This window comes from Pseudomonas sp. LBUM1656 (assembly GCF_059716065.1).
The window spans coordinates 6,071,691-6,095,734 of record NZ_CP166800.1 but is presented as its reverse complement, the minus strand read 5'-3'; the positions used below and the strand labels follow the sequence as shown (position 1 = coordinate 6,095,734).

The 24,044-nt window shown below is 60.4% G+C and carries 23 protein-coding genes; 15 read left to right on the top strand and 8 right to left on the bottom strand.

Annotation, left to right across the window (positions count from 1 at the left end; genetic code table 11):
• The first annotated feature begins 4 nt into the window (after positions 1-4).
• Positions 5-886, top strand: a complete 882-nt coding sequence (locus ACA072_RS27685; RefSeq protein ID WP_178082364.1) for an ABC transporter permease subunit — start codon at positions 5-7, stop codon at positions 884-886.
• The gene (locus ACA072_RS27680) at positions 883-1,776 is read left to right on the top strand and encodes an ABC transporter permease subunit (protein ID WP_497621892.1); all 894 of its coding nucleotides are present in this window, start codon (positions 883-885) and stop codon (positions 1,774-1,776) included. Before ACA072_RS27685 ends, ACA072_RS27680 begins: the two co-directional genes overlap by 4 nt.
• A 123-nt stretch (positions 1,777-1,899) precedes the next feature.
• Here the strand turns inward: ACA072_RS27680 and ACA072_RS27675 are convergent, their stop codons facing one another.
• Entirely contained in the window at positions 1,900-2,541 is a 642-nt protein-coding gene (locus ACA072_RS27675) for an HD domain-containing protein (protein WP_497621891.1), read from the bottom strand.
• Between the two features lie 360 nt (positions 2,542-2,901).
• Between ACA072_RS27675 and ACA072_RS27670 the strand changes: the two genes are divergently transcribed.
• A complete protein-coding gene (locus ACA072_RS27670; protein ID WP_497621889.1) occupies positions 2,902-3,867 on the top strand; it encodes a GlxA family transcriptional regulator in 966 nt (321 codons plus the stop codon).
• Positions 3,868-3,994: 127 nt separating this feature from the next.
• On the opposite strand, the gene ACA072_RS27665 is transcribed toward ACA072_RS27670, so the two are convergent.
• Both ACA072_RS27665 and ACA072_RS27660 read right to left on the bottom strand, forming a co-directional pair.
• Positions 3,995-6,406, bottom strand: a complete 2,412-nt coding sequence (locus ACA072_RS27665) for a penicillin acylase family protein (protein ID WP_497621886.1) — start codon at positions 6,404-6,406, stop codon at positions 3,995-3,997.
• Between the two features lie 102 nt (positions 6,407-6,508).
• A complete protein-coding gene (locus ACA072_RS27660; protein WP_497621884.1) occupies positions 6,509-7,087 on the bottom strand; it encodes a DUF6436 domain-containing protein in 579 nt (192 codons plus the stop codon).
• A gap of 97 nt (positions 7,088-7,184) precedes the next feature.
• On the opposite strand from ACA072_RS27660, the gene bipL reads away from it, so the two are divergent.
• Entirely contained in the window at positions 7,185-8,132 is a 948-nt protein-coding gene (bipL, locus tag ACA072_RS27655; RefSeq protein WP_497621882.1) for a phospholipase BipL, read from the top strand.
• A 118-nt stretch (positions 8,133-8,250) separates the two neighbouring features.
• Here bipL and ACA072_RS27650 read toward each other — a convergent pair whose 3' ends face one another.
• Positions 8,251-9,003 carry a DUF2059 domain-containing protein gene (locus ACA072_RS27650; protein ID WP_497621880.1) on the bottom strand — a complete coding sequence of 251 codons (753 nt, stop codon included), beginning with the start codon at positions 9,001-9,003 and terminating at the stop codon, positions 8,251-8,253.
• A gap of 123 nt (positions 9,004-9,126) precedes the next feature.
• Here ACA072_RS27650 and ACA072_RS27645 point away from each other — a divergent pair, with 123 nt between their 5' ends.
• Both ACA072_RS27645 and ACA072_RS27640 read left to right on the top strand, forming a co-directional pair.
• Positions 9,127-9,759 carry a 2OG-Fe(II) oxygenase gene (locus ACA072_RS27645; protein WP_497621879.1) on the top strand — a complete coding sequence of 211 codons (633 nt, stop codon included), beginning with the start codon at positions 9,127-9,129 and terminating at the stop codon, positions 9,757-9,759.
• A 2-nt stretch (positions 9,760-9,761) separates the two neighbouring features.
• Positions 9,762-10,247: a 2-thiouracil desulfurase family protein gene (locus ACA072_RS27640; RefSeq protein ID WP_497621877.1), complete on the top strand. Its 486-nt coding sequence runs from the start codon at positions 9,762-9,764 to the stop codon at positions 10,245-10,247.
• Positions 10,248-10,376: 129 nt separating this feature from the next.
• Here the strand turns inward: ACA072_RS27640 and ACA072_RS27635 are convergent, their stop codons facing one another.
• Positions 10,377-10,964: a transporter substrate-binding domain-containing protein gene (locus ACA072_RS27635; RefSeq protein WP_497621875.1), complete on the bottom strand. Its 588-nt coding sequence runs from the start codon at positions 10,962-10,964 to the stop codon at positions 10,377-10,379.
• Between the two features lie 135 nt (positions 10,965-11,099).
• Here ACA072_RS27635 and ACA072_RS27630 point away from each other — a divergent pair, with 135 nt between their 5' ends.
• Entirely contained in the window at positions 11,100-11,525 is a 426-nt protein-coding gene (locus ACA072_RS27630) for a DUF4399 domain-containing protein (protein WP_497621873.1), read from the top strand.
• A 75-nt stretch (positions 11,526-11,600) separates the two neighbouring features.
• On the opposite strand, the gene serA is transcribed toward ACA072_RS27630, so the two are convergent.
• Positions 11,601-12,830, bottom strand: a complete 1,230-nt coding sequence (gene serA, locus ACA072_RS27625; protein WP_427636369.1) for a phosphoglycerate dehydrogenase — start codon at positions 12,828-12,830, stop codon at positions 11,601-11,603.
• 204 nt (positions 12,831-13,034) lie between these two features.
• Here serA and ACA072_RS27620 point away from each other — a divergent pair, with 204 nt between their 5' ends.
• From ACA072_RS27620 to ACA072_RS27605, 4 genes are all read left to right on the top strand, one after another.
• Positions 13,035-14,429: a D-2-hydroxyglutarate dehydrogenase gene (locus ACA072_RS27620; protein ID WP_497621871.1), complete on the top strand. Its 1,395-nt coding sequence runs from the start codon at positions 13,035-13,037 to the stop codon at positions 14,427-14,429.
• A 22-nt stretch (positions 14,430-14,451) separates the two neighbouring features.
• Positions 14,452-15,117 carry a fumarylacetoacetate hydrolase family protein gene (locus tag ACA072_RS27615; RefSeq protein ID WP_497621869.1) on the top strand — a complete coding sequence of 222 codons (666 nt, stop codon included), beginning with the start codon at positions 14,452-14,454 and terminating at the stop codon, positions 15,115-15,117.
• 253 nt (positions 15,118-15,370) lie between these two features.
• Positions 15,371-16,300, top strand: coding sequence for an SdiA-regulated domain-containing protein (locus tag ACA072_RS27610; RefSeq protein WP_497621867.1), 930 nt, complete (start codon positions 15,371-15,373; stop codon positions 16,298-16,300).
• A 105-nt stretch (positions 16,301-16,405) separates the two neighbouring features.
• Positions 16,406-17,323 carry an SdiA-regulated domain-containing protein gene (locus ACA072_RS27605; protein ID WP_497621866.1) on the top strand — a complete coding sequence of 306 codons (918 nt, stop codon included), beginning with the start codon at positions 16,406-16,408 and terminating at the stop codon, positions 17,321-17,323.
• Between the two features lie 123 nt (positions 17,324-17,446).
• Here the strand turns inward: ACA072_RS27605 and rpiA are convergent, their stop codons facing one another.
• On the bottom strand, positions 17,447-18,121 hold the full coding sequence (rpiA, locus tag ACA072_RS27600) for a ribose-5-phosphate isomerase RpiA (protein WP_497621865.1): 675 nt from the start codon (positions 18,119-18,121) through the stop codon (positions 17,447-17,449).
• A 146-nt stretch (positions 18,122-18,267) separates the two neighbouring features.
• On the opposite strand from rpiA, the gene ilvA reads away from it, so the two are divergent.
• Both ilvA and ACA072_RS27590 read left to right on the top strand, forming a co-directional pair.
• Entirely contained in the window at positions 18,268-19,782 is a 1,515-nt protein-coding gene (ilvA, locus tag ACA072_RS27595) for a threonine ammonia-lyase, biosynthetic (RefSeq protein ID WP_497621864.1), read from the top strand.
• Between the two features lie 39 nt (positions 19,783-19,821).
• Positions 19,822-20,247 (top strand): DUF2269 domain-containing protein, encoded by a 426-nt coding sequence (locus tag ACA072_RS27590; protein ID WP_497621862.1) that lies wholly within the window; start codon positions 19,822-19,824, stop codon positions 20,245-20,247.
• Between the two features lie 117 nt (positions 20,248-20,364).
• On the opposite strand, the gene ACA072_RS27585 is transcribed toward ACA072_RS27590, so the two are convergent.
• Complete coding sequence (locus ACA072_RS27585; RefSeq protein ID WP_497449350.1) at positions 20,365-21,021, bottom strand: histidinol-phosphatase; 657 nt, start codon at positions 21,019-21,021, stop codon at positions 20,365-20,367.
• A 143-nt stretch (positions 21,022-21,164) separates the two neighbouring features.
• Between ACA072_RS27585 and ACA072_RS27580 the strand changes: the two genes are divergently transcribed.
• Both ACA072_RS27580 and ptsP read left to right on the top strand, forming a co-directional pair.
• Positions 21,165-21,644 carry an RNA pyrophosphohydrolase gene (locus ACA072_RS27580; protein ID WP_007945562.1) on the top strand — a complete coding sequence of 160 codons (480 nt, stop codon included), beginning with the start codon at positions 21,165-21,167 and terminating at the stop codon, positions 21,642-21,644.
• A 22-nt stretch (positions 21,645-21,666) separates the two neighbouring features.
• Positions 21,667-23,946: a phosphoenolpyruvate--protein phosphotransferase gene (gene ptsP / locus ACA072_RS27575; RefSeq protein WP_497621859.1), complete on the top strand. Its 2,280-nt coding sequence runs from the start codon at positions 21,667-21,669 to the stop codon at positions 23,944-23,946.
• Positions 23,947-24,044 lie beyond the last annotated feature (98 nt).

Genomic DNA, 24,044 nt, shown 5'->3' with positions numbered 1-24,044 from the left:
AATAATTCCCGGTGGCCGCCAACTGGTCATCGGGGTTCCGTTCATCTGGCTGTTCCTGTTCTTCATGTTGCCGTTCTTCATCGTCCTGAAGATCAGTTTCGCCGAAGCCGATGTGGCCATTCCGCCCTACACCGAGATCTACAGCTTCATCGACCAGAAGCTCCAGGTGCTGTTGAACCTGGGCAACTACGCGATGCTGGCCGGCGACGAGTTGTACATCGCCGCCTACCTTGGCTCGCTGAAGATGGCGCTGATCAGCACCGTCCTCTGTCTGCTGATCGGCTACCCGATGGCCTACGCCATTGCCAGTGCCCGTAAAGAGATGCAAACGGTGCTGGTGCTGCTGATCATGATGCCGACCTGGACCGCGATCTTGATCCGCGTGTATGCGTGGATGGGCATCCTCAGCAACAACGGTCTGCTCAACGGTTTCTTGATGACCATGGGCTGGATCGACGAGCCGCTGCAGATCCTCAACACCAACCTCGCCGTGTATATCGGTGTGGTTTATTCGTACCTGCCGTTCATGATTCTGCCGCTCTACGCCAACCTGGTGAAGCACGACAACAGTCTACTGGAAGCCGCATCCGACCTGGGTTCGAGCACCTTCAACAGCTTCTGGAAGATCACTATCCCGCTGTCCAAGAACGGCATCGTCGCCGGTTGCATGCTGGTGTTCATTCCGGTGGTGGGCGAGTTCGTGATCCCGGAACTGCTCGGCGGTCCGGAAACCCTGATGATCGGTAAAGTGCTCTGGCAAGAATTCTTCAACAACCGCGACTGGCCGGTGGCGTCTGCCTTGGCAGTGGTGATGTTGCTGATCCTGATTGTGCCAATCATCCTGTTCAACCGCAGTCAGGCCAAGGAAATGGAGGGTAAAGAATGAAGCGCTTCCGTTTCTCGAGTTTCATGCTGATCGCGGGCTTGCTGTTTATCTACGCGCCGATGCTGATCCTGGTGATCTACTCGTTCAACGCTTCCAAGCTGGTGACGGTGTGGGGCGGCTGGTCGATCAAGTGGTACGTCGGCTTGATGGACAACACGCAACTGATGGGCTCGGTGGTGCGCTCGCTGGAAATCGCCTGCTACACGGCGGTGGCGGCGGTGGCACTGGGTACGTTGGCGGCGTTCGTGCTGACCCGTATCGCCCACTTCAAGGGTCGCACGCTGTTCGGTGGCCTGGTCACCGCGCCGCTGGTGATGCCCGAAGTGATCACCGGTCTGTCGCTGTTGCTGTTGTTCGTGGCCATGGCGCAGATGATCGGTTGGCCACAGGAACGCGGCATCGTCACCATCTGGATCGCCCACACAACGTTCTGTGCGGCGTATGTGGCGGTGGTGGTGTCGGCGCGGTTGCGTGAGCTGGACCTGTCCATCGAAGAGGCGGCCATGGACCTCGGTGCGCGGCCGTGGAAGGTGTTCTTCCTGATCACCATCCCGATGATCGCGCCATCGCTGGGGGCCGGCGGCATGATGTCCTTCGCCTTGTCCCTGGATGACCTGGTGTTGGCGAGCTTCGTGTCGGGCCCGGGTTCCACGACCCTGCCGATGGAAGTGTTCTCGGCGGTGCGTCTGGGGGTTAAACCCGAGATCAACGCCGTGGCCAGCCTGATTCTGCTGGCGGTATCGCTGATGACCTTCCTGGTCTGGTTCTTCAGCCGCCGGGCCGAAGAAGCGCGCAAGCGTGCGATCCAGCAGGCGATCGAGGAAAGTGCTGCCGACTCCTGGAAACAACCGGACGTGCGTCGCGCGCAGCAGGCGCCGGAAGCGGCTTAAACCTCGTCTGATCGTTCCCACGCTCTGCGTGGGAATGCCTCAACGGACGCTCCGCGTTCGGCTCTGGATGGGACGCGGAGCGTCCCGGGATGCATTCCCACGCGGAGCGTGGGAACGATCAGTTCAGGAAACCCAAGGGGATTTGCGGATGATCTCGACAAAGTTCATCGGCTTGAACCCCGGCTCGCTGTCCACCAGCACATCCGCGTTCACTGTGCCGAACGTGGTGTCCGGTTTGTGTTTGAAGCCATTGGCGAACGCACACAGGATGCATTCCTTGAAACCCTCGCCCCGTGGATGCGCATGCACTACCGCTTCGCGCTGCACAGTGGGGAATGCGGCGTAGTCGATGCCCAGCACATCCATTTCCACACCGGCCGTGACCAGCGCCACGTTAGGCCGCAAGTGTTGCGGCACGCCCGGCGTAGTGTGCAGGGCAATCGACAGCCACACCTGCTCGATATCGCCATCCGACAAACCATACGGCTTGAGGAACGCCTTGGCGGCGTTGGCGCTATCGACTTCGAAACGCTCGTCGTCGGTGCGATGACCTTCCACCAGGCCCAGGTCATGGAACATGGCACCGACGTAAAGCATTTCCGGATCGTAGGCCAACTGCTTGCGTTCACCGCTCAGGGCGCCGAACAGAAACACCCGGCGCGAGTGGTGGTAAAGCAGGTCGGACTCGGCGTCGCGAATGAATTCAGTGGTGGCCCTGGCCAACGCGCTGTCGGGGATTTTGATACCGGCAATGATGCTGCTCATGGTGCTTTCCTCGTGGGGAACGCCGTGGCGGCGCTGATGGAACAAGTCTGTTCCCGTCTCCCAGACCGGACAATCGATCCATGGCTGCGATCCCGGCCAATGAGCATGCATATCGCGCCAACCTCGCTTGTTGCGCCCGTATTGGCTAAGTTTGAATCCGGGTTGCACGCATGCCCTGTAGCAGCTGCCGAGCCCGCGAGGCTGCGTTCGGCTGCGAAGCAGTCGTGAAATCAGGCACCTCGGTCTTCCATATAAACCGCGTGCGCAGGGTTTACGACTGCTTCGCAGCCGAACGCAGCCTCGCAGGCTCGGCAGCTGCTACAAGTCGAGTTATGGCTAACCATTGAGAGCGTTCCTGCCATGAGTAAAACCGTTGCCATCGTGGTGTTCGCAGGCGTCCAGTCGCTGGACGTCACCGGTCCCATGGATGTGTTTTCCGAAGCCAATCGTTTCCTCGAGCCGCATGACCATTACCGGTTGGAGGTCATCGGTGTCGAGCGCGGGATGATGCCGTGTTCCAACGGTTTGTCGCTCAATGCCCATCGGCATTTCAGTGAAGCGCTGGACGCTTATGACTTGCTGCTGGTGGCCGGCGGGCCACAGTTGCCGTTCCTGGATTTCGGCGCGGTGTTCGATGCCTGGTTGCGCAATGCTTGCGCTCGGGCGCAGCGGTTTGGCTCGATCTGCAACGGCGCGTTCATGCTGGCCCGGGCCGGATTGCTTGAGGGGCGGACAGTCACTACCCACTGGGGTGATGCAGCGGCGCTGGCCACGTTGTGCCCGTCAACCCAGGTTGAAGCCGATCGCCTCTACGTTCAGGACGGCGAGCTCTTCACCTCGGCCGGGGTGACGGCGGGGATCGATCTGTCGCTGTACTTGCTGGCGCAGGACCACGGACCGGAAGTGGCGTTGAGCGTGGCCAAGCGCCTGGTGGTGTTCACCCAGCGCTCGGGCGGGCAATCGCAGTTCAGCCCGTTCCTCACGCCCCACGCCGAGCCGACGTCGGCGGTGGCGCTGGTGCAGCTCTACGTCCTGGCCAACCTTACCGGCGACTTGACCATCGCCGATCTGGCGAACGCGGCCAACATGAGTGCGCGCAACTTTTCCCGGGTGTTCGCCAAGGAAGCGAAAATCACCCCGGCGGAATTCGTCGAGCGGGCGCGGGTGGATGCGGCGCGGGTGCTGCTTGAAAGCACTCATTCGCCGCTCAAGACCGTGGCGTATCAGTGCGGGTTTCGCGATGCCCAGCACATGCGCACGGTGTTCAATCGCAGGCTGGGGGTGACGCCGCAGCAGTTCAGGCTGAATTTTGCGGCGATGGTTTGAGCCATGAATATGCGTTGTTCTTGCGGGCCTCATCGCTAGCAGGCTAGCTCCCACAATGGATCTGCATGCACAGGACCACTGTGGGAGCTAGCCTGCTAGCGATGAGGCCAGTCCAGCCAGTACAAATCTACTGAGCACTGCGCGCCGGCAACAGCTTCAGCGTACTGCGCGTATTGGCCGTGACTTCTTCGTCATTGAAATGCGCCTCGTAGTAAATCCCTTCGACATACGCCTCAGCCTGGTCGTCGTAGTGGTTGTTAAACGGCACGCCGCTCTGGCCGACCGGGTTGATGGTCAGGCTGTGGGCCGGGTCGGCAAAGTCCACCAGACGCCGGGTCGACGGGCCATACGTCACCGGCCACGGCGCCGGGCCGATCTTGGCCGAGAGGTTGTTCGGCACTTCATGGGTGCCGGGCGCCGCGAACGGGCCGACGTTGAAGATCCGGTCCAGCGGCTTCTGCATGCCCAATGGATGACCATGGGTCAGGGTATGCGCCTTGCCCCACTGCCATTGCTCGAAGTCAGCGCCAAGGGTGGTCTTGAGATGGGCGATGCTCGCTTGCCAGGCCACCTTGACCGTGTCGGCGCGGGTTTCCTTGCCGAGGGTGTTGCGGTTGTCCCACCACGGCGAGTCGGCGGTCGCAGTCAGCCGTGGTAGCGCAGCGTCGATCACGCGAGTCGAAAGCAGGGTTTCGAAAAAGTCATTGCCCAGCTCATCGTGCATCGTCGCGTCGGCCAGGTTGAACAGGAACTGGTTGAACAGCGTCGCGCTGGTGGAATCCAGCGGGTAATCGCCTTTCCATTGCGCCAATTGCTCGACCAGTTTCAGTTCGGCGGGATCGCTCACCACTTCACGCAACACTGGCAACAGCGGCGCCAACAGACGCGGGCCGTAGGCGGTGGTGGTGCCCAGTTGCAGCTTCTGGTTGGCCTCGTTGTCCCATTTCACGTTCTTGTCGCTGAGCTGGCGATTGAGTTGCTGGCCGCGATCGGCGAGGTTGTAGTAACCGGGAATCTCCATACCGGTCGGCGACACCGGCTGGAAGTTGGCCGAGACGATGTAGCCGCGGGCCGGGTTCTCTTCCTGCGGGTTGGCGCTGAACGGGTAGAAACCTTCCTTGTCCGCCTGATTGCTGCTGCCGTCGAGGATGAATCCGGGTTTCACCCCGGCCGCGCGTTTGGGCAGCAGCGCGGAGGCCCACCAGCCGATGTCACCCTTGGCGTTGGCGTACACGATATTCAAGCCCGGCGCCTGAACCTTGGCCGCTGCGGCGCGAGCCTTGGCCAAGGTATCAGCGCGGTTGAGCTGGTAGAAACCGTCGAGGATCGGGTTCGGCGTTTCAAGGAACGCCCACCACATGGCCACCGGCGTCTTGCCGGCGGCCGTGCCGAGTGCATCGTTGATGATCGGGCCGTGGGGCGACTGGCGCAGCGTCAGCGTGACCGGCGCCTGGCCTTTCACCGCGATCTGTTGCTCGGTGTTGACCATGTCCACCCATTTGCCGCGATACCAGACCTGGTTCGGGTTGTCCGGGTTGACCTTCTCGGCGATCAGGTCGAGGTCGTCGTTCTGGAACATCGTCAGGCTCCAGCCGAAATCCAGGTTGTGACCGAGAAAGGCAAACGGCACGAGCGCCTGATGGTGGCCGTAGAGCTCGAAGCCCGGTGCCGACAGTTGCGCCTCGTACCACACCGACGGCACCGAGAAGCGAATGTGCGGGTCACCGGCCAGCAGCGGCTTGGTGCTTTTGCTGCGGTTGCCGGCAATCACCCAGGCATTGCTGCCTTCGAATTGCGGCAGGCCGTTGTCGGCCAAGGCCTGTTCGCTCAGGCGGGCGAGGGCGTTCAGGTCTTTCCAGTCACCGGCGGCGAGGGCGGCGCCGGGCGTTGAGCGCGATTTGGCCAACACGCCTTTGGGCTGCCAGTCGAGTTCGAAAACGTTTAGATACTCGGGGCCCAACTGGTCGCGCACAAACGTCAGTAACGGTTCGGTGCGAAACGCGGCGGCAAAACTGTAGGCCATGTAACCGGCGACGCTGATGGTGTCTTCGGCGGTGAAAGGGCGCTTGTGGATCCCCAGCACGTCGAACTCCATGGGCGCCGCGTGAGTGTCCTGATATTGATTGATGCCATCCAGATAAGCTTCCAGCGCCTTCCACGCCGGAGACTGACGATCCAGCGCGGCCACGTAGCTCTCGGCGCGTTCACGGATGCGCAGGCTGCGGAACAGTTTGTCGGTGTCGATCAGTTTCGGGCCGAGGATCTCTGCCAGCTCACCCCGGGCGAGGCGGCGCATGGCTTCCATCTGGAACAAGCGGTCCTGGGCCTGCACATAGCCGAGGGTGCGGTAGAGGTCGGTTTCGTTCTCGGCGCGGATGTGCGGCACGCCGCGCTCGTCGTAACGCACGGTCACCGAGCCCTGAAGATGCTGCAACTCCACCTGGCCCTGGCGCGTCGGCTGCTTGATGTACACGTACCCGCCGACCCCGATGACGAGCGTGACGATCAGCAATACAAGTACGGTCAGGACGCGTTTCATGGTGACTCCTTGTTCTTCGGGATTGCCGCCCGTGCGGGCTGCAAACATGTAGCACAGACCTCCTGTGCCGGGCATCGCGGTCCTGGAAAAGTCAGGATTGCCTTACTTCACTTCCTCCGGCCAAGGGCAGTAGCAACCGACCGCCAGTGTATGGGTAGCGCTCACCGCGCGACCTTCGCTGAGTGCTTGCAGGATGGGCTCGATAAAGCTGTTGTTCGAATTGCAGGTCAGGCCTTCGCTGTACGGGCCGAAATACGCCAGTTTGCCGCTGCGGTCCCAGATCGCCACCGCCGGGCTGGCGGGGATCTGTTCGGAGCCCGGGAGCACGGTGATGGTTTTCAGGCTGCTCAAAGTGCTGGGCAACTGACCGTGGCTGCCGGGTTTTTGAACCGCGTAAAACTCCACGCCCTGCGGTACGTAGTGCTCGACCAGTTCGGTCAGGTGTTGTTGATTGCCGACATTGCACGGGCAGGCCGGGTCCCAGAAATGCACCAGGCGAATAGCGCCGGGGCCGGCGAGGTCGTCGGGCAGGCGCAGCGGGTCGCCGGAAAACAGCGCGGTGTGCGAGCTGAAGGCGCGCAGGTAGCGCCCCTGAAACCAGTCATAGGCCGCCCACAAGACGCCGGCACACACGAGGGCGAGCAGGCTGGCGAGCAGTGTGGTGCGGTAGGCCGGACGCATGGGTTTCAATCCTCGAAGGTCGGCTAGCTTGCCATGCTTGCCGCGACAGATGAATATCGCAGGCCCATAAAGTCTGTTTAGCGCTCTGGAATAGCTCATGTCTGCCACTTTCGACCCCGATCATTTGCGTGCCAGCCTGCGGCCACTGGCCGAGTGGCAGCCGCTTTCGTCAGAGGCGCTGGCTTATCAGCGGTTCTACGGTCTGGATTATTCGGGGCGAGCGCAGCGCAGCGGGTTGGGGCGATTCGAGGTAGATGGCTATCAAGTGGTCAGCCAGGTCTGGTGGCCCGAGCGGGCGAAGGCGACGCTGTTTCTGTTCCACGGCTTCTACGACCACACCGGTCTTTACCGGCATGTCATCGAGTGGGCGCTGGATCAGGGCTTTGCAGTGATTGCCTGCGACTTGCCGGGGCATGGTCTGTCCAGCGGCGAGCGAGCGAGCATCAAGGACTTTGTCGAGTATCAACACACACTGGAAGGGCTGCTTGCCGAAGCGCAGGCCCTTGATTTGCCGCAGCCGTGGCACCTGTGCGGGCAGAGCACAGGTGGGGCGATCGTGATCGATCATGTGCTCAACCAGGGCACGAACAGTCCGGCCCAAGGCGAGGTGATTCTGTTGTCACCGCTGGTTCGGCCGCGCGCCTGGGGTTGGTCGCAGCTCAGTTATTACCTGCTCAAGCCCTTCGTGAAAGGCATCGCCCGGCGCTTCAGCGAGAACTCCAACGACCCTGACTTCTTGCCGTTCCTGCAAGCCGATCCGCTGCAGCCACTGCGACTGCCAACGGCGTGGGTGGGTGCGTTGGCGCGGTGGATCAAGCGCATCGAGGCCGCGCCGAACAGCCCGCGAAGACCGCTGATTGTGCAGGGACAGGCGGACATGACGGTGGATTGGGCGCATAACCTTGAGGTGCTGAAGGCCAAGTTCGATCGGCCGCTGGTGCTGATGCTGCCGGAGGCGCGGCATCACTTGGCGAATGAGACGGTGGTGCTGCGAGATGAGTATTTCGGGTTTTTGACGAAACAGATTAAAGGCCGGAATCTTTAGCGACCGTTAGGGCCACTTCGTCGGACCGCCGCCCGGAGCAAGCCCGCTCCCACAGTTGAAATGCATTTCATTGTGGGAGCGGGCTTGCTCGCGAATGCGATGTTTGAGGCGCCGAAGATTACTGGCTGAGATTCGCCGGATTCTGCCCCACCGCCAACCCCGCCCGAATCGCCGCCAGCGCCGCCTGGTAATACGCCTTGCCCTCGGTGGACTCGGCAAAGGTCGCGAACTCTTCCAGTTCTTCATCCGACAAGTCGCGATAGACATACAACAGCGTGTTGTTCAGATCCGCCCCGATCTGATCCATCAACCGCTGGCGCTGACCGTTCAACATCCCCTGAGCCTGACCACCACCGAGCAACCCCGGGATCATCGAACTCAGGCTGTCAGCCGCGACGCCGGCAATCGCCAGACTGACTTCCGCGCCAGCCTCGCGAGCGGGCAGGGCCTGGGCCAGGTGACCGATGATCAACAGGCGGCTGTCGCTGGCTTGAATTTTCGGCAGCCCCTTGGCGTTTTTCGCCAGCTGATCGCGACGGGTCGCCAGCAATTCGGCGGCGACGATTTTCTTGCCCAGGGGCGATTGAAAGAAGGTCAGTGCGGGTTTCGGATCGCTGAGGCTTTTGCGCAACTGCGCTTCGGCGCGCTGGTCCACGGCCTGGGGGGCGAAACGTTGATTGCTGTTGTTCACCAAGGCTTGGAACACCGCCGGTGGCAGGCTGTTCTGGTAGCGCTGCTGGGCGGCGGAGAGGGCGTCGTTAAAATGCGCGCGCTGATCTGGCCAACCGGCGACCTTGTACAACTGGTCGTGGCCGTCTGCCCAAGCGGGCAACACACAGAGCATCAGCAATGAAAAAAGCAAACGGCGCATAGGGACTCCTGTCAGCAGGCGACTATTCTCCGTGCGGCTTCCGTACTTGTCGAGAATTCGTATCAGTAATCCGACAAATCCTCCGCCGCGCGGCTCTGTCGGATTTGCAGGCACAGGCATACTATGCGCGCCATGCAAATATCCTCTGATCACCCGCTGCTGTTACGTATCGTCGACGACCTGGCCGAGCGCGGCTGGTCGCAGCAGAATATTTTCCTGCCTCTGGGTCTGACCCGGGAACTGGCGGCTGAGTGCCATAAACGTGCAGCCGAGGGCGAACTGGCCCCGGCGGCCGTGGGGCGCGGGCCGACGTCGGAGATTCGCGAGGGGATTCGCGGCGACCACATCCAGTGGCTCGAGCCCGGCCAGGCAGTGGCGTGCGACAGTTATCTGGGCTTGATGGACAGCCTGCGCGAGGCAATGAATCGCGGGCTCTTCCTGGGCCTGGAAGATTTCGAAAGCCATTTCGCCCTTTACCCACCCGGTGCGTTTTACCTCAAGCATGTCGATCGTTTTCGCGATGACGACCGGCGCATGGTCTCGGCGGTGATCTACCTCAATGACGCCTGGCTGCCCGAGCACGGCGGTCAGTTGCGCATGTACCTGAAGGACGGCGTCGAACACGATGTGGTGCCCACCGGCGGATGCCTGGTGGTGTTCCTGTCGGGCGAAGTGCCCCACGAAGTCCTGCCCGCGACCCGGGATCGCCTGTCGTTGACGGGCTGGTTCCGGCGTCGCGGTAACGAGCCGTTCTGATCATGCAGAAAATTCTGGTCAGCCGCTGCCTGCTGGGTCACCGCGTGCGTTACGACGGCGGGGCGAGCGGGCCGTTCGATCAGCTGCAACAGTGGCTCGATGAAGGTCGGGTCGTGCCGTTGTGCCCGGAAGTGGCCGGTGGTTTGCCGACCCCCAGGGCCGCGGCGGAAATTCCGGGCGGGCAGGGTGGTGAAGTGCTGGATGGCCACGCCGCTGTCATCACCACCGAGGGCGAGGACGTCAGTGCGCAGTTTCTGTCGGGGGCTTATCAGGCGCTGGAGTTGGTGCGAGAGCATGGCATCCGGATTGCGGTGCTCAAGGCCAACAGCCCGTCGTGCGGGAATGTGCTGACGTATGACGGGAGCTTCAGCGGCGTGAAGGTCAGTGGCGAAGGGGTGACGGCAGCGTTGCTCAAGCGCAATGGGGTTAAGGTTTTTAGTGAACTGGAGTTGGCCGAAGCGGCGGCAGCCTTGGCAACCCTGACCTAACACCCTATACAAAACGAATGTGGGAGCGGGCTTGCTCGCGAATGCGGTGTGTCGGTTGATAGAGATGTCGACTGATACACCGCATTCGCGAGCAAGCCCGCTCCCACAGGGTTATTCGTCAACTTGGGATCAAGGCTTGGGCGCCACACTGGTGTCCGCCTTGAACCACTTCCGCTCCAGCGCCTCCAGTCGCCCGTCCTCCTTTATCCGCTTCAGCGCACTCTCCAGGCTGGCGTGAAATGCCGGATTACCCTTCTGAAACGGAATCGCCAGGTCCACAGCCGGGGCGGCTTTCGGCTTTTCTTCTGTCAGCGACTGCACCAGCAGGATTGAACGCGGCTCTTCTTCTTTCTGCGCGATCAATTGCGCATTGGTGTGAATGTAAGGTTCGGTGAAGTCGAAACGATCCTTCAGTTCCGGGGTCATTGCTATGTGGTTGATGGCGATGTCGTATTTGCCGGTTTCAACACCGGGCAACAGATCGGTGGAGTCTGTAACGACAAAGTCGGCGCGCACATCCAGTTCGTTGGCCAGCATTTGCCCCAACTCGACTTCGAAGCCAGTGAGTTTGCCGTCGTCCTTGAAATTGAAGGGCGGTGTATTAGCCTCGATAGCAATGCGCAGTTCGCCACGATCGAAGACATCGTCAATCAGTTCGGCATGAGCCAAAGGGCTCAAAAGGGGTAGCAGGCAGATCAGGCCAGGCAAAAAGCGCATGGTCACTCCTTTGAATTCATTATTGCGATGCGCTGGTTCAGGCTCGCTTTGCTATGGTTGTCGAGATCCTTCGACAACGAATGGCCGTGAAGTTGTCTCGGCCACGCGGATTTTACGGAAAAACTGGAGAAGAGAATGAAAACGTTTATGTCACGTGCTGCGTTGACTGGCCTGCTGATGGGCGTTTCAGTGCTGGCCAGTGCGGCTACACCGGCCCCCAAGGGCGCTGAAGTGTCCATCGTTTCTCCTGAAGATGGTGGGACTGTTCCGCAGACTTTCAAAATCAAATTCGCTGTGGAGAACGTTGCGTTGGCGCCAGCGGGCGATACCACCAAGAATACTGGCCACCACCATTTGCTGGTCGATGCCAAGGAGGTAGTTGCAGCAGGGGAAGTCATCCCGGCAGATGCCAATCACGTTCATTTTGGCAAGGCGCAGACAGAAACCGAGCTGACGCTGACACCAGGCAAGCACACCTTGCAGTTGGAGTTGGGCGACATGAACCATATGGCCTTCGATCCACCGATCGTCTCCGAGAAGATCACCGTCAACGTTAAGTAACCTGCTCGGAATAAAGAACCGCGCCCATGAAAAAGGAGACCCCAAGGTCTCCTTTTTTTGTCGCTCAAGTCACTGTCAGAACAACACGCGGCAACGAATGGTGCCGTTGATGTGCTGCAGCTTCTCCTGGGCAATTTCCGAGTAATCGGCGTCGACGTCGATCACGACGTAGCCGACTTTCTCGTTGGTCTGCAGGAACTGACCGGAAATGTTGATGCCGTTTTCGGCGAAGACCTTGTTGATCTCGCTCATCACACCCGGAATGTTCTCGTGGATGTGCAGCAGGCGGTGCTTGCCAGGGTGAGCCGGCAGGGCTACTTCCGGGAAGTTCACGGACGATACCGAGGTACCGTTGTCGCTGTACTTGACCAGTTTCTCTGCCACTTCCAGACCGATGTTGGCTTGCGCTTCAGCGGTGGAGCCGCCGATGTGCGGGGTCAGGATCACGTTGTCCAGGCCACGCAGCGGGCTTTCGAACTCTTCGTCGTTGGAGCGAGGCTCCACCGGGAACACGTCGATGGCCGCACCGATCAGGTGCTTGTCCTTGATCGCGTCCGCCAGGGCTTGCAGTTCAACGACCGTGCCGCGCGCTGCGTTGATCAGGATGCCGCCCTTCTTGATGGCGCGGATTTCCTTCTCGCCGATCATCCACTGGGTTGCCGCGGTTTCCGGAACGTGCAGGGTGACGATGTCGGACATTCCCAGCAGATCGTGCAGGTTGCCGACCTGGGTTGCGTTGCCCAGTGGCAGCTTGGTGACGGTGTCGTAGAAGTACACCTGCATCCCTAAGCCTTCAGCCAGGACCGACAGTTGAGTACCGATCGAGCCGTAGCCGACGATACCCAGCTTCTTGCCGCGGATCTCGAAAGAGTTGGCCGCGCTCTTGATCCAGCCGCCACGGTGGCAGGAAGCGTTCTTCTCGGGGATGCCACGCAGCAACAGGATCGCTTCGGCCAGCACCAGCTCGGCAACGGAGCGAGTGTTGGAGTACGGTGCGTTGAACACCGCAATGCCGCGTTCGCGAGCCGCGTTCAGGTCGACCTGGTTGGTGCCGATGCAGAAACAACCTACAGCAACAAGCTTCTTCGCGTGATCGAAGATCTCTTCGGTCAGTTGGGTGCGCGAACGAATGCCGATGAAGTGCGCATCAGCGATCTTTTCCTTCAGCTGGGCTTCCGGCAGAGAACCGGTGAGGTACTCGATGCTGGTGTAGCCCGCCGACTTGAGAACGTCGACAGCCGATTGGTGGACGCCTTCGAGAAGAAGGAACTTGATCTTGCTCTTATCGAGAGAAGTCTTGCTCATCTGCGTAAACCTGTATCCCGGAGAAAAATGGCAGGAAATGGTCAACAGACGCTGACCCCGACGGCAAGAAAGCCGTCGCCACAGAATAGCCGTTGGGCACTACCCTGCGGGGTCGGTATGCTAGCATACGCACCCCGCTAAACACTCATTCCTGCGACGTGAAGCGTTCTCAGGATGACCATGAATTGTTCGAGAGTTCTGTCGATGACCAATCCTGCCCTGATTGATGAGCTGAAGACCCTGGTTGAGCCTGGCAAGGTGCTGACCGACGCCGACTCCCTGAATGCTTACGGCAAGGATTGGACCAAGCATTTCGCCCCGGCCCCGACGGCCATCGTGTTCCCCAAGACCACCGAGCAGGTCCAGGCCATCGTCCGTTGGGCCAATGAGCACAAAATTGCGCTGGTGCCGTCCGGCGGTCGTACCGGGCTGTCCGCCGCTGCCGTGGCCGCCAATGGCGAAGTGGTTGTGTCGTTCGACTACATGAACCAGATTCTCGACGTGAACCTCACCGATCGCACGGCTGTGTGCCAGCCAGGCGTGGTCACCGAGCATTTGCAGAACGTCGCCGAAGAAAAAGGCCTGTACTACCCGGTGGACTTCGCTTCGGCAGGTTCCAGCCAGATTGGCGGCAATATCGGCACCAATGCCGGCGGAATCAAGGTGATTCGCTACGGCATGACCCGCAACTGGGTGGCGGGCATGAAAGTCGTCACCGGCAAGGGCGATTTGCTGGAGCTGAACCGCGACCTGATCAAGAACGCCACTGGCTATGACCTGCGCCAATTGTTCATCGGCGCCGAAGGCACCCTCGGATTTGTGGTCGAAGCGACCATGCGTCTGGACCGTGCCCCGAAAAACCTCACCGCGATGGTCCTCGGCACCGCCGATTTCGACTCGATCATGCCGGTGCTGCACGCGTTCCAGAGCAAACTCGACCTGACGGCCTTTGAATTCTTCTCCGACAAAGCCCTGGCCAAGGTCATGGCTCGCGGCGACGTGCCGGCGGCGTTTGAAACCGATTGCCCGTTCTACGCGTTGCTGGAATTCGAAGCGACCACTGAAGAAGTGGCCAACCACGCCCTGGAAACCTTCGAACACTGCGTCGAGCAGGGCTGGGTGCTGGACGGCGTGATGAGCCAGAGCGAATCCCAGTTGCAGAACCTGTGGAAGCTGCGCGAATACATCTCCGAAACCATTTCCCACTGGACACCGTACAAGAACGACATTTCGGTCACTGTGTCGAAAGTCCCGGCGTTCCTGAAGGAAATCGACGCGATCGTCGGCGAACACTACCCGGACTTCGAAATCGTCTGGTTCGGCCACATCGGCGACGGCAACCTGCACTTGAACATCCTCAAGCCGGAAAACCTGAGCAAGGACGAGTTCTTCGCCAAGTGCGCGACCGTCAACAAGTGGGTGTTCGAAACCGTCGAGAAGTACAACGGCTCGATTTCCGCCGAACACGGCGTGGGCATGACCAAGCGCGATTACTTGACCTACAGCAGATCAAAGGTTGAGATCGAGTACATGAAAGCGGTTAAAGCGGTGTTCGACCCGAACGGCATCATGAACCCGGGCAAGATCTTCGCTGTTTGAATCAACGGAACAGGAGTCGGTAATGAGCTATCAGCACCAGTATGTCGACGGTACGCGTATTCATTTCCCGCTGGGGAAAGTAGTGTGCATCGGCCGTAACTACGCCGAACACGCCAAGGAGCTGGACAACCCGGTGCCTACAGAACCGTTGCTGTTCATCAAGCCGGGCAGTTGCGTGGTGCCGCTGGAAGGCGGTTTCAGCATTCCGACCGAGCGCGGTTCGGTGCATTACGAAGCGGAAATTGCGGTGTTGATCGGCAAGCCTCTGTCGACCAAGCCAAGCCGTGAAGAAGTGCTGGATGCGATCTCCGGTTTCGCCCCGGCCCTGGACCTGACGCTGCGCGACAAGCAGGCCGAGCTGAAATCCAAGGGCTTGCCGTGGGAAATCGCCAAGTCCTTCGACGGTGCTGCGGTGATTGCTCCGTTCGTGTCCGGCAGCACCTTTGCCGACCTGACCGACATCGGCATTCGCCTGACCATCAATGGCGAAGTGCGCCAGGATGGCAACAGCAGCGCGATGCTCAACCCGATCGTGCCGATGATCCAGTACATGGCCGGCTGCTTCTCGCTGCAGGCCGGTGACGTGATCCTGACCGGCACGCCGGTGGGCGTTGGCCCGCTGAATGTCGGTGATGAACTGGTGATCGAACTGCCGGGCGCCAGCAGCTTCACCAGCAGCGTCCGCTAGTCCAAGCCAACTGATCGTTCCCACGCTCTGCGTGGGAATGCATCCCGTGACGCTCCGCGTCACATCCCGAAGCGGACGCGGAGCGTCCATTGCGGCATTCCCACGCAGAGCGTGGGAACGATCACTGTGTAGGGCAATCCCGCCATTTCCCGTTTTTTTCACATCTAGTCTGGATAATTCCGCGGATTCTGGCGTCTGAGCCGGTCCCAATTGTGCTATTACCCGTAGCCTGAATTTCTGGAACGCATCCTGAATGGCCACCCGACCGCTGCCCACAGTCAAAACTGCCCGCCGCTCGCGCTTCGTCATGCGTTGGTATTCCTGGCTTTTGCTAGTGGCGGCCGCCGCTTATGGCCTTGCCTTTGCGATGCATTGGGATGATCGCGGTGTGCTCTGGCTGCATGAACGTTTTGAAAGCCCGGCCGAGCGTCAGGAAAGTATCTGGCTGCCGGATTACCGCGCGGTGATCGACGCCAAGCTGCTGCCGGGCATGGAGAAGGATGAAGCGTCGGACCTGGCCTACGACCCGCAAACCAAAACCCTGTTTTCGGTCATGGGCAAGAACCCGTTTCTCGTTGAGCTGACTTTGCAGGGCGACGTCCTGCGCAAAATGCCGCTGGTGGGCTGGAGCAACCCGGAAGGACTGACCGTGATGGGCAACGGCCTGCTGGCCATCGTCGATGAGCGGGAGCACATGCTCTCCATCGTCAAGGTCGATGCCGACACTCGCGAACTGAACATCGCCAACTTCCCGAAATACGACCTCGGCCCTTCGAAAGACCAGAACAAGGCCTTCGAAGCGATTGTCTATGACCCGCGCAATCAGCAAATCCTCCTGGGTGAGGAGCGTCCGCCGGCGCTGTTCAGCTGGAAAAGCGACGGCAGCCAGAGCCTCAAGGGTGACAAACAGAAACTCGCCAATGACGAACTGGACATCCGCAACCTGTCGGGGCTGGCCATCGACCCGCGCACGGGTCACACGCTGGTGCTGTCCGCCGATTCCCACTTGTTGCTGGAACTGGACGAGAAGGGCGAGCAGGTCAGCTTCATGACCTTGCTGGGCGGCTTCAACGGCTTGAAGAAGACCATTCCCCGTGCCGAAGGCGTGACCATGGACGATGCGGGCACGCTGTACATGGTGAGTGAGCCGAACCTGTTCTACCGTTTCGAAAAGCAGAAATAGGCGCCCCGAATACAGCGGTTGTGGTCAAAGGCAACTGGCCATTAAGCTTGAATTCATACAGGCGTGATATTTCATCCGCCTGTTTCTGTTTCCGAGCTCGCCTTAATGCGCCGACTTGCCCGTCCCAAACCCCTTATTTTGATCCTGACAGTGATTGCCTTGGTCGTGCTGGTTGCGATCGGCCAATACATGCGTCTGTTCGAGCGCGCCTGGTTCAACCTGCATACTCTCTGGCAACCGCTGAGCAGCGAGTCCATCGGCCTGGATCAATACCGGGTAGAGATCGAGGCCCGAGTCATTGACGGGCTGAACGACGATGTGTCGGCGCTGACCTTCGATCCGGTGCGCAAAAGCCTGTTCACCGTCACCAACAAAAACGCCGAGCTGATCGAACTGTCGCTCGACGGACGGATCATTCGACGCATTTCGCTGGTCGGCTTCGGTGATCCTGAGGCGGTGGAGTTCATCAGCGCCGACACTTATGTGATCACCGATGAGCGCGAGCAACGGCTGATCAAGATTCATCTGGAAAAGGACACCAAATTCCTCGACGCGGCAGACGCCGAACAGATGACCCTCGGCGTGCACATGAGCGGCAACAAGGGGTTCGAAGGACTGGCGTACGATTCGGTGGGCAAGCGCCTGTTTGTCGCCAAGGAACGCGACCCGATGCTGATCTACGAAGTGCAGGGCTTCCCGCATTACAACCCGGAGAAATCCTACGCGGTGCACGTGGTCAACAACCCCAAGCGCGATGCAGGGATGTTTGTGCGAGACCTGTCGAGCCTGCAATACGACGAGCGCAGCGGCCATCTGCTGGCGCTGTCGGATGAGTCGCGGTTGATTCTGGAACTGGATGTGGACGGGCGACCGCTGAGCACCATGTCATTGAGCAAGGGGCGTCAGGGATTGCAGAAGACTGTCCCGCAAGCGGAAGGCATCGCCATGGATGACGATGGCACGATGTACCTCGTCAGCGAACCCAACTTGTTCTACGTCTTCAAGAAACCACCGCAGAACTAACCAACACCGCAAAACCAATGTGGGAGCGAGCCTGCTCGCGATGAGGCCATAACATCCAACATTTATGTTGACTGTTACACCGCCATCGCGAGCAGGCTCGCTCCCACAGGTTTTGTGTATGTCTTACTTGGTGCGCAGGGTTTTCACGCCTTCGCTGGTACCCAACAACAGCAAATCCGCCGGACGTGCCGCGAACAAGCCATTGGTGACCACGCCAACAATCGCGTTGATCTGCGTTTCCAGCTCCACCGGGTTGGTGATCTGCATGTTGAACACGTCGAGGATGATGTTGCCGTTGTCGGTCAGCACGCCTTCACGGTACACCGGGTCGCCGCCCAGCTTCACCAGCTCGCGAGCCACGTGGCTGCGGGCCATCGGGATCACTTCGACCGGCAGCGGGAAAGCGCCAAGTACCGGCACCAGTTTGCTGCCATCAGCGATGCAGATGAAGGTCTTGGCCACGGCCGCGACAATCTTCTCGCGGGTCAGGGCCGCGCCACCGCCCTTGATCAGATTCAGGTGCTCGTCACTTTCATCGGCGCCGTCGACGTAGAACTCCAGGTCGCTGACGGTGTTCAGCTCATACACCGGAATGCCGTGGCCCTTGAGGCGGGCGGCGGTGGCTTCGGAACTGGCGACTGCGCCATCGAACGCGCCTTTGTGCTTGGCCAGGGCGTCGATGAAGCAGTTGGCGGTGGAGCCGGTGCCGACACCAACGACGCTCTTGTCGTCGAGTTTCGGGAGGATGAAGTCGACGGCGGCCTGAGCCACTGCCTGTTTGAGTTGATCCTGGGTCATGCGGGCTCCGAAGCGGGCAAGGGGAAACGGAAAGGCCGGCATTATAGCTTCATGCGGGTCTAAAACCTCTGTATTCGTGTGGTCGTCCGCCCGAAAGCCGGGTTAGACTCCTTGGCCCTGCCCAACCCGCTCAGTGATGCTTTCCGATGCTCGAACAGTACGTCAAAAAGATCCTCACCTCGCGCGTTTATGACGTTGCCGTAGAAACCCCATTGCAGACGGCCCGCCAGCTCTCCGAGCGGCTGGGCAACTCCATTTGGCTCAAGCGTGAAGACTTGCAGCCGGTGTTCTCGTTCAAGATTCGCGGCGCCTACAACAAGCTGACCCAGTTGAGCGATGAAGAACGCGCTCGCGGCGTAGTCACCGCGTCGGCGGGCAACCACGCGCAGGGCCTGGCCCTGGCGGCGAAAGTGCTGGGCGTGAAAGCCACCATCGTGATGCCCAAGACCACCCCGGAAATCAAGGTCGAAGGCGTGCGTTCGCGCGGTGGCAAAGTGGTGCTGCACGGGGATTCGTTCCCGGAAGCCCTGGCCTACTCGCTGAAACTGGTCGACGAAAAAGGCTACGTCTACATTCACCCCTATGACGATCCGCACACCATTGCCGGGCAGGGCACGGTGGCGATGGAGATTCTGCGCCAGCACCCGGGGCGTCTGGATGCGATTTTCGTCCCGGTGGGCGGCGGCGGGCTGATCGCCGGGATCGCGGCGTACGTGAAATACCTGCGCCCGGAAATCAAGATCATCGGCGTCGAGCCGGACGATTCCAACTGTCTGCAAGCGGCCATGGCGGCCGGCGAGCGCGTGGTGCTGCCGACCGTGGGCCTGTTCGCCGATGGCGTCGCGGTGGCGCAAATCGGTCAGCACACCTTCGACATCTGCAAAGACTACGTCGATGAAGTGATTACCGTCAGCACCGACGAGATCTGCGCGGCGATCAAGGATATCTACGACGATACCCGCTCGATCACCGAACCTGCTGGCGCCTTGGGCGTGGCCGGGATCAAGAAATACGTCGAACAAAATGGCGTGACAGGGCACACCTTTGTGGCCATCGACTCTGGCGCCAACGTCAACTTCGACCGCTTGCGCCACGTTGCCGAGCGCGCCGAACTGGGCGAGGGTCGCGAGGCGATCATCGCCGTGACCATCCCCGAGAAACCGGGCAGCTTCAAGGCGTTCTGCGAAGCCATCGGCAAGCGCCAGATCACCGAATTCAACTACCGCTACAACACCGGCAGCGAAGCGCACATCTTCGTCGGCGTGCAGACGCATCCGGAAACCGACCCGCGCAGTGCGCTGATTGCCAGCCTGGGCGAACAAGGTTTCCCGGTGCTGGACCTGACTGATAACGAGCTGGCCAAGTTGCACATTCGCCACATGGTGGGCGGTCGTGCGGCCCACGTGGTCGACGAAGTGATTCTGCGCTTTGAATTCCCTGAGCGTCCGGGCGCGCTGTTCAACTTCCTCAACAAACTCGGTGGGCGCTGGAACATCTCGATGTTCCATTACCGCAACCACGGCGCGGCGGATGGTCGTGTGGTCGCGGGGCTGCAAGTGCCTCACGACGAGCGACATCTGGTTCCTGCGGCGCTTGAGGAAATCGGTTACCCGTACTGGGACGAAAGCGACAACCCGGCCTATCAGCTGTTTCTTGGCTGAGCGGCTACGATGATGGCCACGCCATAAGGAAATTGAACAATGGAAACGTTAACCGCCCTGAAGATGGCGCACACCGCGGCGACGGCAATATTGTTGGGCTGTGCACTGGGCCTGGGGATATGGGTTTGGCAAACGCGGCGTAATGGCGATGCGACTGCTGCGGCACGCACGCTACAGCGGCCACGGGTGTTTGTCTGGCTGTTGATGGGCCTGGCGCTGCTGAGCATGCCGTTTACTGGGTGGTGGATGGTGCATCTGGTGGGCTGGCCGCTGGGGCAGACCTGGTTGCTGGCGTCGAGTGTGCTTTACACCGTGGCGGCGTTGGGGTGGTTTTGGTTGCTGGTGCGGCTTAACAAGTTGCGCACTGCGCCAGGAGGCAGCGGCAAGTTCACCTTCGCTCTCGCATTGTTCAGCTTCGTTTGTTTTGTCGCGATTGCGGGATTGATGGGCGCCAAGCCGGTTTAGCGCAGAATCTGTAGCAGCTGCCGAGGTACGAGGCTGCGATGGGCTGCGAAGCGGCCCCCTGGGCGGTCCTGCGGACCGCAACGCAGCCTCGTACCTCGGCAGCTGCTACAGGCGATATCAGTCACGCAACGACATTACCGGCCAGCCACGCTTCTCGGCTTCGGCGCGTAAGTTAGGATCTGGATCGACCGCCACAGCGTGAGTCACCTGCTCCAGCAGCGGCAAATCGTTCATCGAGTCGCTATAGAAGTAACTGTCTTCCAGCGAATACCCGGTCTCTTCCAGCCAGCGATTCAACCGCGTGACCTTGCCCTCACGGAAGCAAGGAACATCGGTGCTGCGCCCGGTATAACGCCCATCGACCATCTCGCATTCAGTGGCGATCAGGGTTTCAACACCCAGACGCTGGGCAATCGGCCCGGTAACGAAGCGGTTGGTCGCTGTGATAATCACCAGTTTGTCGCCGGCTTCACGGTGCTTGGCCAGCAACTCAATAGCCTTGGGCAGCACGATCGGCTCAATGCAATCGCGCATGTAATCCAGGTGCCATTGATCCAGCGTGGCCATCTCGGTGCGGCCGAGGACTTCCAGGCAGAAGTTCAAGTAGGCATCGTTATCCAGCTTGCCGGCCAGGTAGTCCTGGTAAAACTCGTCGTTGCGTGCCTTGTAGGCGACGGCGTCGAGGAAGCCGCGTTCGCACAGGTAATCGCCCCAGGCGTGGTCGCTGTCACCGCCCAAGAGCGTGTTGTCCAAGTCGAATAAAGCCAGCCGCATTGCAGTTACTCGCTGAAAAGTCTGTAGAAAGGCGTCCAGAATACGGACTTTTCACAAGAGTGCACATAAGGTAGGTCGGCTCGTTGCTGCCTTCACAACCTTTGTGGAACAATGCGGCGACATGCGTTTGCGAGGTTGTTGCCGTGATCGACCCCGATGGTTTCCGCCCCAATGTCGGGATCATTCTCACGAATGATGCCGGACAGGTGCTATGGGCTCGCCGTATCAATCAAGATGCCTGGCAGTTTCCACAGGGAGGGATCAACCCCCAGGAGACGCCGGAAGACGCCTTGTATCGCGAGTTGAACGAAGAAGTGGGTCTTGAGCGCGAAGATGTTGAAATTCTCGCCTGCACCCGGGGCTGGTTGCGCTATCGTTTGCCGCAACGTCTGGTCAGGACGCACAGCCAACCGCTGTGCATCGGCCAGAAACAGAAATGGTTTCTCCTGCGCCTGATCTCCAACGAGCAGCGGGTGCGGATGGATTTGACCGGTAAACCGGAGTTCGATGGCTGGCGCTGGGTCAGTTATTGGTATCCGTTGGGCCAGGTGGTGACATTCAAGCGCGAGGTGTATCGACGCGCTCTCAAAGAGCTTGCCCCGCGCCTTTTAACGCGCGACTGACGACGGAGTTCGACCCCGAGCCATGCTCAATACGCTGCGCAAGATCGTCCAGGAAGTTAACTCCGCCAAGGATCTCAAGGCGGCGTTGGGGATTATTGTGTTGCGCGTCAAAGAGGCCATGGGCAGCCAGGTCTGCTCGGTCTACCTGCTTGACCCCGAGACCAACCGCTTCGTGCTGATGGCGACCGAGGGCTTGAACAAGCGCTCGATCGGCAAAGTCAGCATGGCACCCAACGAAGGTCTGGTCGGCCTGGTCGGCACGCGCGAAGAACCCCTGAACCTCGAAAACGCCGCGGATCACCCGCGCTATCGCTACTTCGCCGAGACCGGTGAAGAACGCTACGCCTCCTTCCTCGGGGCGCCGATCATTCACCACCGCCGCGTCGTCGGCGTGTTGGTCATTCAGCAAAAAGAACGCCGCCAGTTCGATGAAGGAGAAGAAGCCTTCCTCGTGACCATGAGCGCGCAGCTCGCCGGTGTTATCGCCCACGCCGAAGCCACCGGTTCGATCCGTGGCCTGGGCCGTCAGGGCAAAGGCATCCAGGAGGCCAAGTTCGTCGGCGTGCCGGGTTCGCCGGGTGCGGCGGTCGGGACCGCGGTGGTCATGCTGCCGCCGGCCGATCTGGACGTGGTACCCGACAAGACCATCACCGACATCGAAGCCGAGCTCGGGCTGTTCAAGACCGCCATTGAAGGCGTACGCGCCGACATGCGCGCGTTGTCCGCCAAACTGGCCTCGCAGCTGCGCCCCGAAGAGCGGGCCTTGTTCGACGTCTACTTGATGATGCTCGCCGACGAAGCGCTGGGCAGCGAAGTGACTACGGTGATCAAGACCGGCCAGTGGGCCCAGGGCGCGTTGCGCCAGGTGGTCACTGAGCACGTCAACCGTTTCGAATTGATGGACGACGCCTACTTGCGTGAGCGCGCCTCGGACGTCAAGGACCTTGGTCGCCGCTTGCTCGCCTACTTGCAGGAAGAGCGTCAGCAGAACCTGGTCTACCCGGAAAAAACCATTCTGGTCAGCGAAGAACTGACGCCGGCGATGCTCGGCGAGGTGCCGGAAGGCACGCTGGTCGGTCTGGTCTCGGTCCTCGGTTCAGGAAACTCCCACGTCGCGATCCTTGCCCGGGCGATGGGCATCCCGACGGTGATGGGCCTGGTCGACCTGCCTTATGCCAAGGTCGACGGCATCGAATTGATCGTCGACGGTAATCGCGGCGAGGTCTACACCAACCCCAGCGACGTGCTGCGCAAGCAGTTCGCCGAAGTGGTGGAAGAAGAGAAACAACTGGCGCTCGGTCTCGACTCCCTGCGCGACTTGCCGTGCGTAACCCTCGATGGCCATCGCATGCCGCTGTGGGTCAACACCGGCCTGTTAGCGGACGTAGCGCGGGCGCAGAAGCGCGGTGCCGAAGGCGTCGGCCTGTACCGCACCGAAGTGCCGTTCATGATCAACCAGAGGTTCCCGAGCGAAAAGGAGCAACTGGCGATCTACCGCGAGCAGCTCGCCGCGTTCCACCCGCAACCGGTGACCATGCGCAGTCTGGACATCGGTGGCGACAAGTCGCTGTCGTACTTCCCGATCAAGGAAGACAACCCGTTCCTCGGCTGGCGCGGCATTCGCGTCACTCTCGACCACCCGGAAATCTTCCTGGTGCAGACCCGCGCGATGCTCAAGGCCAGCGAAGGCCTGAACAACCTGCGGATTCTGCTGCCGATGATCTCCGGCACCCATGAACTCGAAGAAGCCCTGCACTTGATTCACCGGGCCTGGGGTGAAGTCCGCGACGAAGGCTGCGATGTGCCTATGCCGCCGATCGGCGTGATGATCGAGATTCCGGCAGCGGTTTATCAGACCAAGGAGCTGGCGCGGCAAGTGGACTTCCTGTCGGTCGGCTCCAACGACCTGACCCAGTACCTGTTGGCAGTGGATCGAAACAACCCGCGGGTAGCCGACCTCTACGACTACCTGCACCCGGCGGTGCTGCAAGCCCTGCAGAGTGTGGTGCGTGACGCTCACGCCGAAGGCAAGCCAGTCAGTATCTGCGGCGAGATGGCCGGTGACCCGGCGGCGGCGGTGCTGTTGATGGCGATGGGCTTCGACAGCCTGTCGATGAACGCCACCAACCTGCCGAAAGTGAAGTGGATGCTGCGTCAGGTCAACCTCAGCATGGCCAAGGAATTGCTGGCCGAACTGATGACCATCGACAACCCGCAAGTTATCCACAGCTCGCTGCAACTGGCGCTGAAGAACCTTGGGCTGGCGAAGATGGTCAATCCGGCTGTGGTCAAGGCTCTTTAAAAGGCTGATGGCCCCTTCGCGAGCAAGCCCGCTCCCACAGAAATTAGGTCGGTCACTGATTTTGTGAGCAACACCTGACCCTGTGGGAGCGGGCTTGC

Bases quoted from the DNA above. Each gene is read 5' to 3' on its own strand.
- ACA072_RS27675 (WP_497621891.1), bottom strand. From the start codon at position 2,541: ATGAGCAGCATCATTGCCGGTATCAAAATCCCCGACAGCGCGTTGGCC.
- rpiA (WP_497621865.1), bottom strand. From the start codon at position 18,121: ATGACCCAGGATCAACTCAAACAGGCAGTGGCTCAGGCCGCCGTCGAC.
- ACA072_RS27585 (WP_497449350.1), bottom strand. From the start codon at position 21,021: ATGCGGCTGGCTTTATTCGACTTGGACAACACGCTCTTGGGCGGTGAC.
- ACA072_RS27590 (WP_497621862.1), top strand. From the start codon at position 19,822: ATGGAAACGTTAACCGCCCTGAAGATGGCGCACACCGCGGCGACGGCA.
- ACA072_RS27605 (WP_497621866.1), top strand. From the start codon at position 16,406: ATGCGCCGACTTGCCCGTCCCAAACCCCTTATTTTGATCCTGACAGTG.
- ACA072_RS27620 (WP_497621871.1), top strand. From the start codon at position 13,035: ATGACCAATCCTGCCCTGATTGATGAGCTGAAGACCCTGGTTGAGCCT.
- ACA072_RS27630 (WP_497621873.1), top strand. From the start codon at position 11,100: ATGAAAACGTTTATGTCACGTGCTGCGTTGACTGGCCTGCTGATGGGC.
- ACA072_RS27650 (WP_497621880.1), bottom strand. From the start codon at position 9,003: ATGCGCCGTTTGCTTTTTTCATTGCTGATGCTCTGTGTGTTGCCCGCT.
- ACA072_RS27665 (WP_497621886.1), bottom strand. From the start codon at position 6,406: ATGAAACGCGTCCTGACCGTACTTGTATTGCTGATCGTCACGCTCGTC.
- ACA072_RS27680 (WP_497621892.1), top strand. From the start codon at position 883: ATGAAGCGCTTCCGTTTCTCGAGTTTCATGCTGATCGCGGGCTTGCTG.
- ACA072_RS27635 (WP_497621875.1), bottom strand. From the start codon at position 10,964: ATGCGCTTTTTGCCTGGCCTGATCTGCCTGCTACCCCTTTTGAGCCCT.
- ACA072_RS27640 (WP_497621877.1), top strand. From the start codon at position 9,762: ATGCAGAAAATTCTGGTCAGCCGCTGCCTGCTGGGTCACCGCGTGCGT.
- ptsP (WP_497621859.1), top strand. From the start codon at position 21,667: ATGCTCAATACGCTGCGCAAGATCGTCCAGGAAGTTAACTCCGCCAAG.
- bipL (WP_497621882.1), top strand. From the start codon at position 7,185: ATGTCTGCCACTTTCGACCCCGATCATTTGCGTGCCAGCCTGCGGCCA.
- ACA072_RS27610 (WP_497621867.1), top strand. From the start codon at position 15,371: ATGGCCACCCGACCGCTGCCCACAGTCAAAACTGCCCGCCGCTCGCGC.
- ACA072_RS27670 (WP_497621889.1), top strand. From the start codon at position 2,902: ATGAGTAAAACCGTTGCCATCGTGGTGTTCGCAGGCGTCCAGTCGCTG.
- ACA072_RS27660 (WP_497621884.1), bottom strand. From the start codon at position 7,087: ATGCGTCCGGCCTACCGCACCACACTGCTCGCCAGCCTGCTCGCCCTC.
- ACA072_RS27645 (WP_497621879.1), top strand. From the start codon at position 9,127: ATGCGCGCCATGCAAATATCCTCTGATCACCCGCTGCTGTTACGTATC.
- ACA072_RS27615 (WP_497621869.1), top strand. From the start codon at position 14,452: ATGAGCTATCAGCACCAGTATGTCGACGGTACGCGTATTCATTTCCCG.
- serA (WP_427636369.1), bottom strand. From the start codon at position 12,830: ATGAGCAAGACTTCTCTCGATAAGAGCAAGATCAAGTTCCTTCTTCTC.
- ilvA (WP_497621864.1), top strand. From the start codon at position 18,268: ATGCTCGAACAGTACGTCAAAAAGATCCTCACCTCGCGCGTTTATGAC.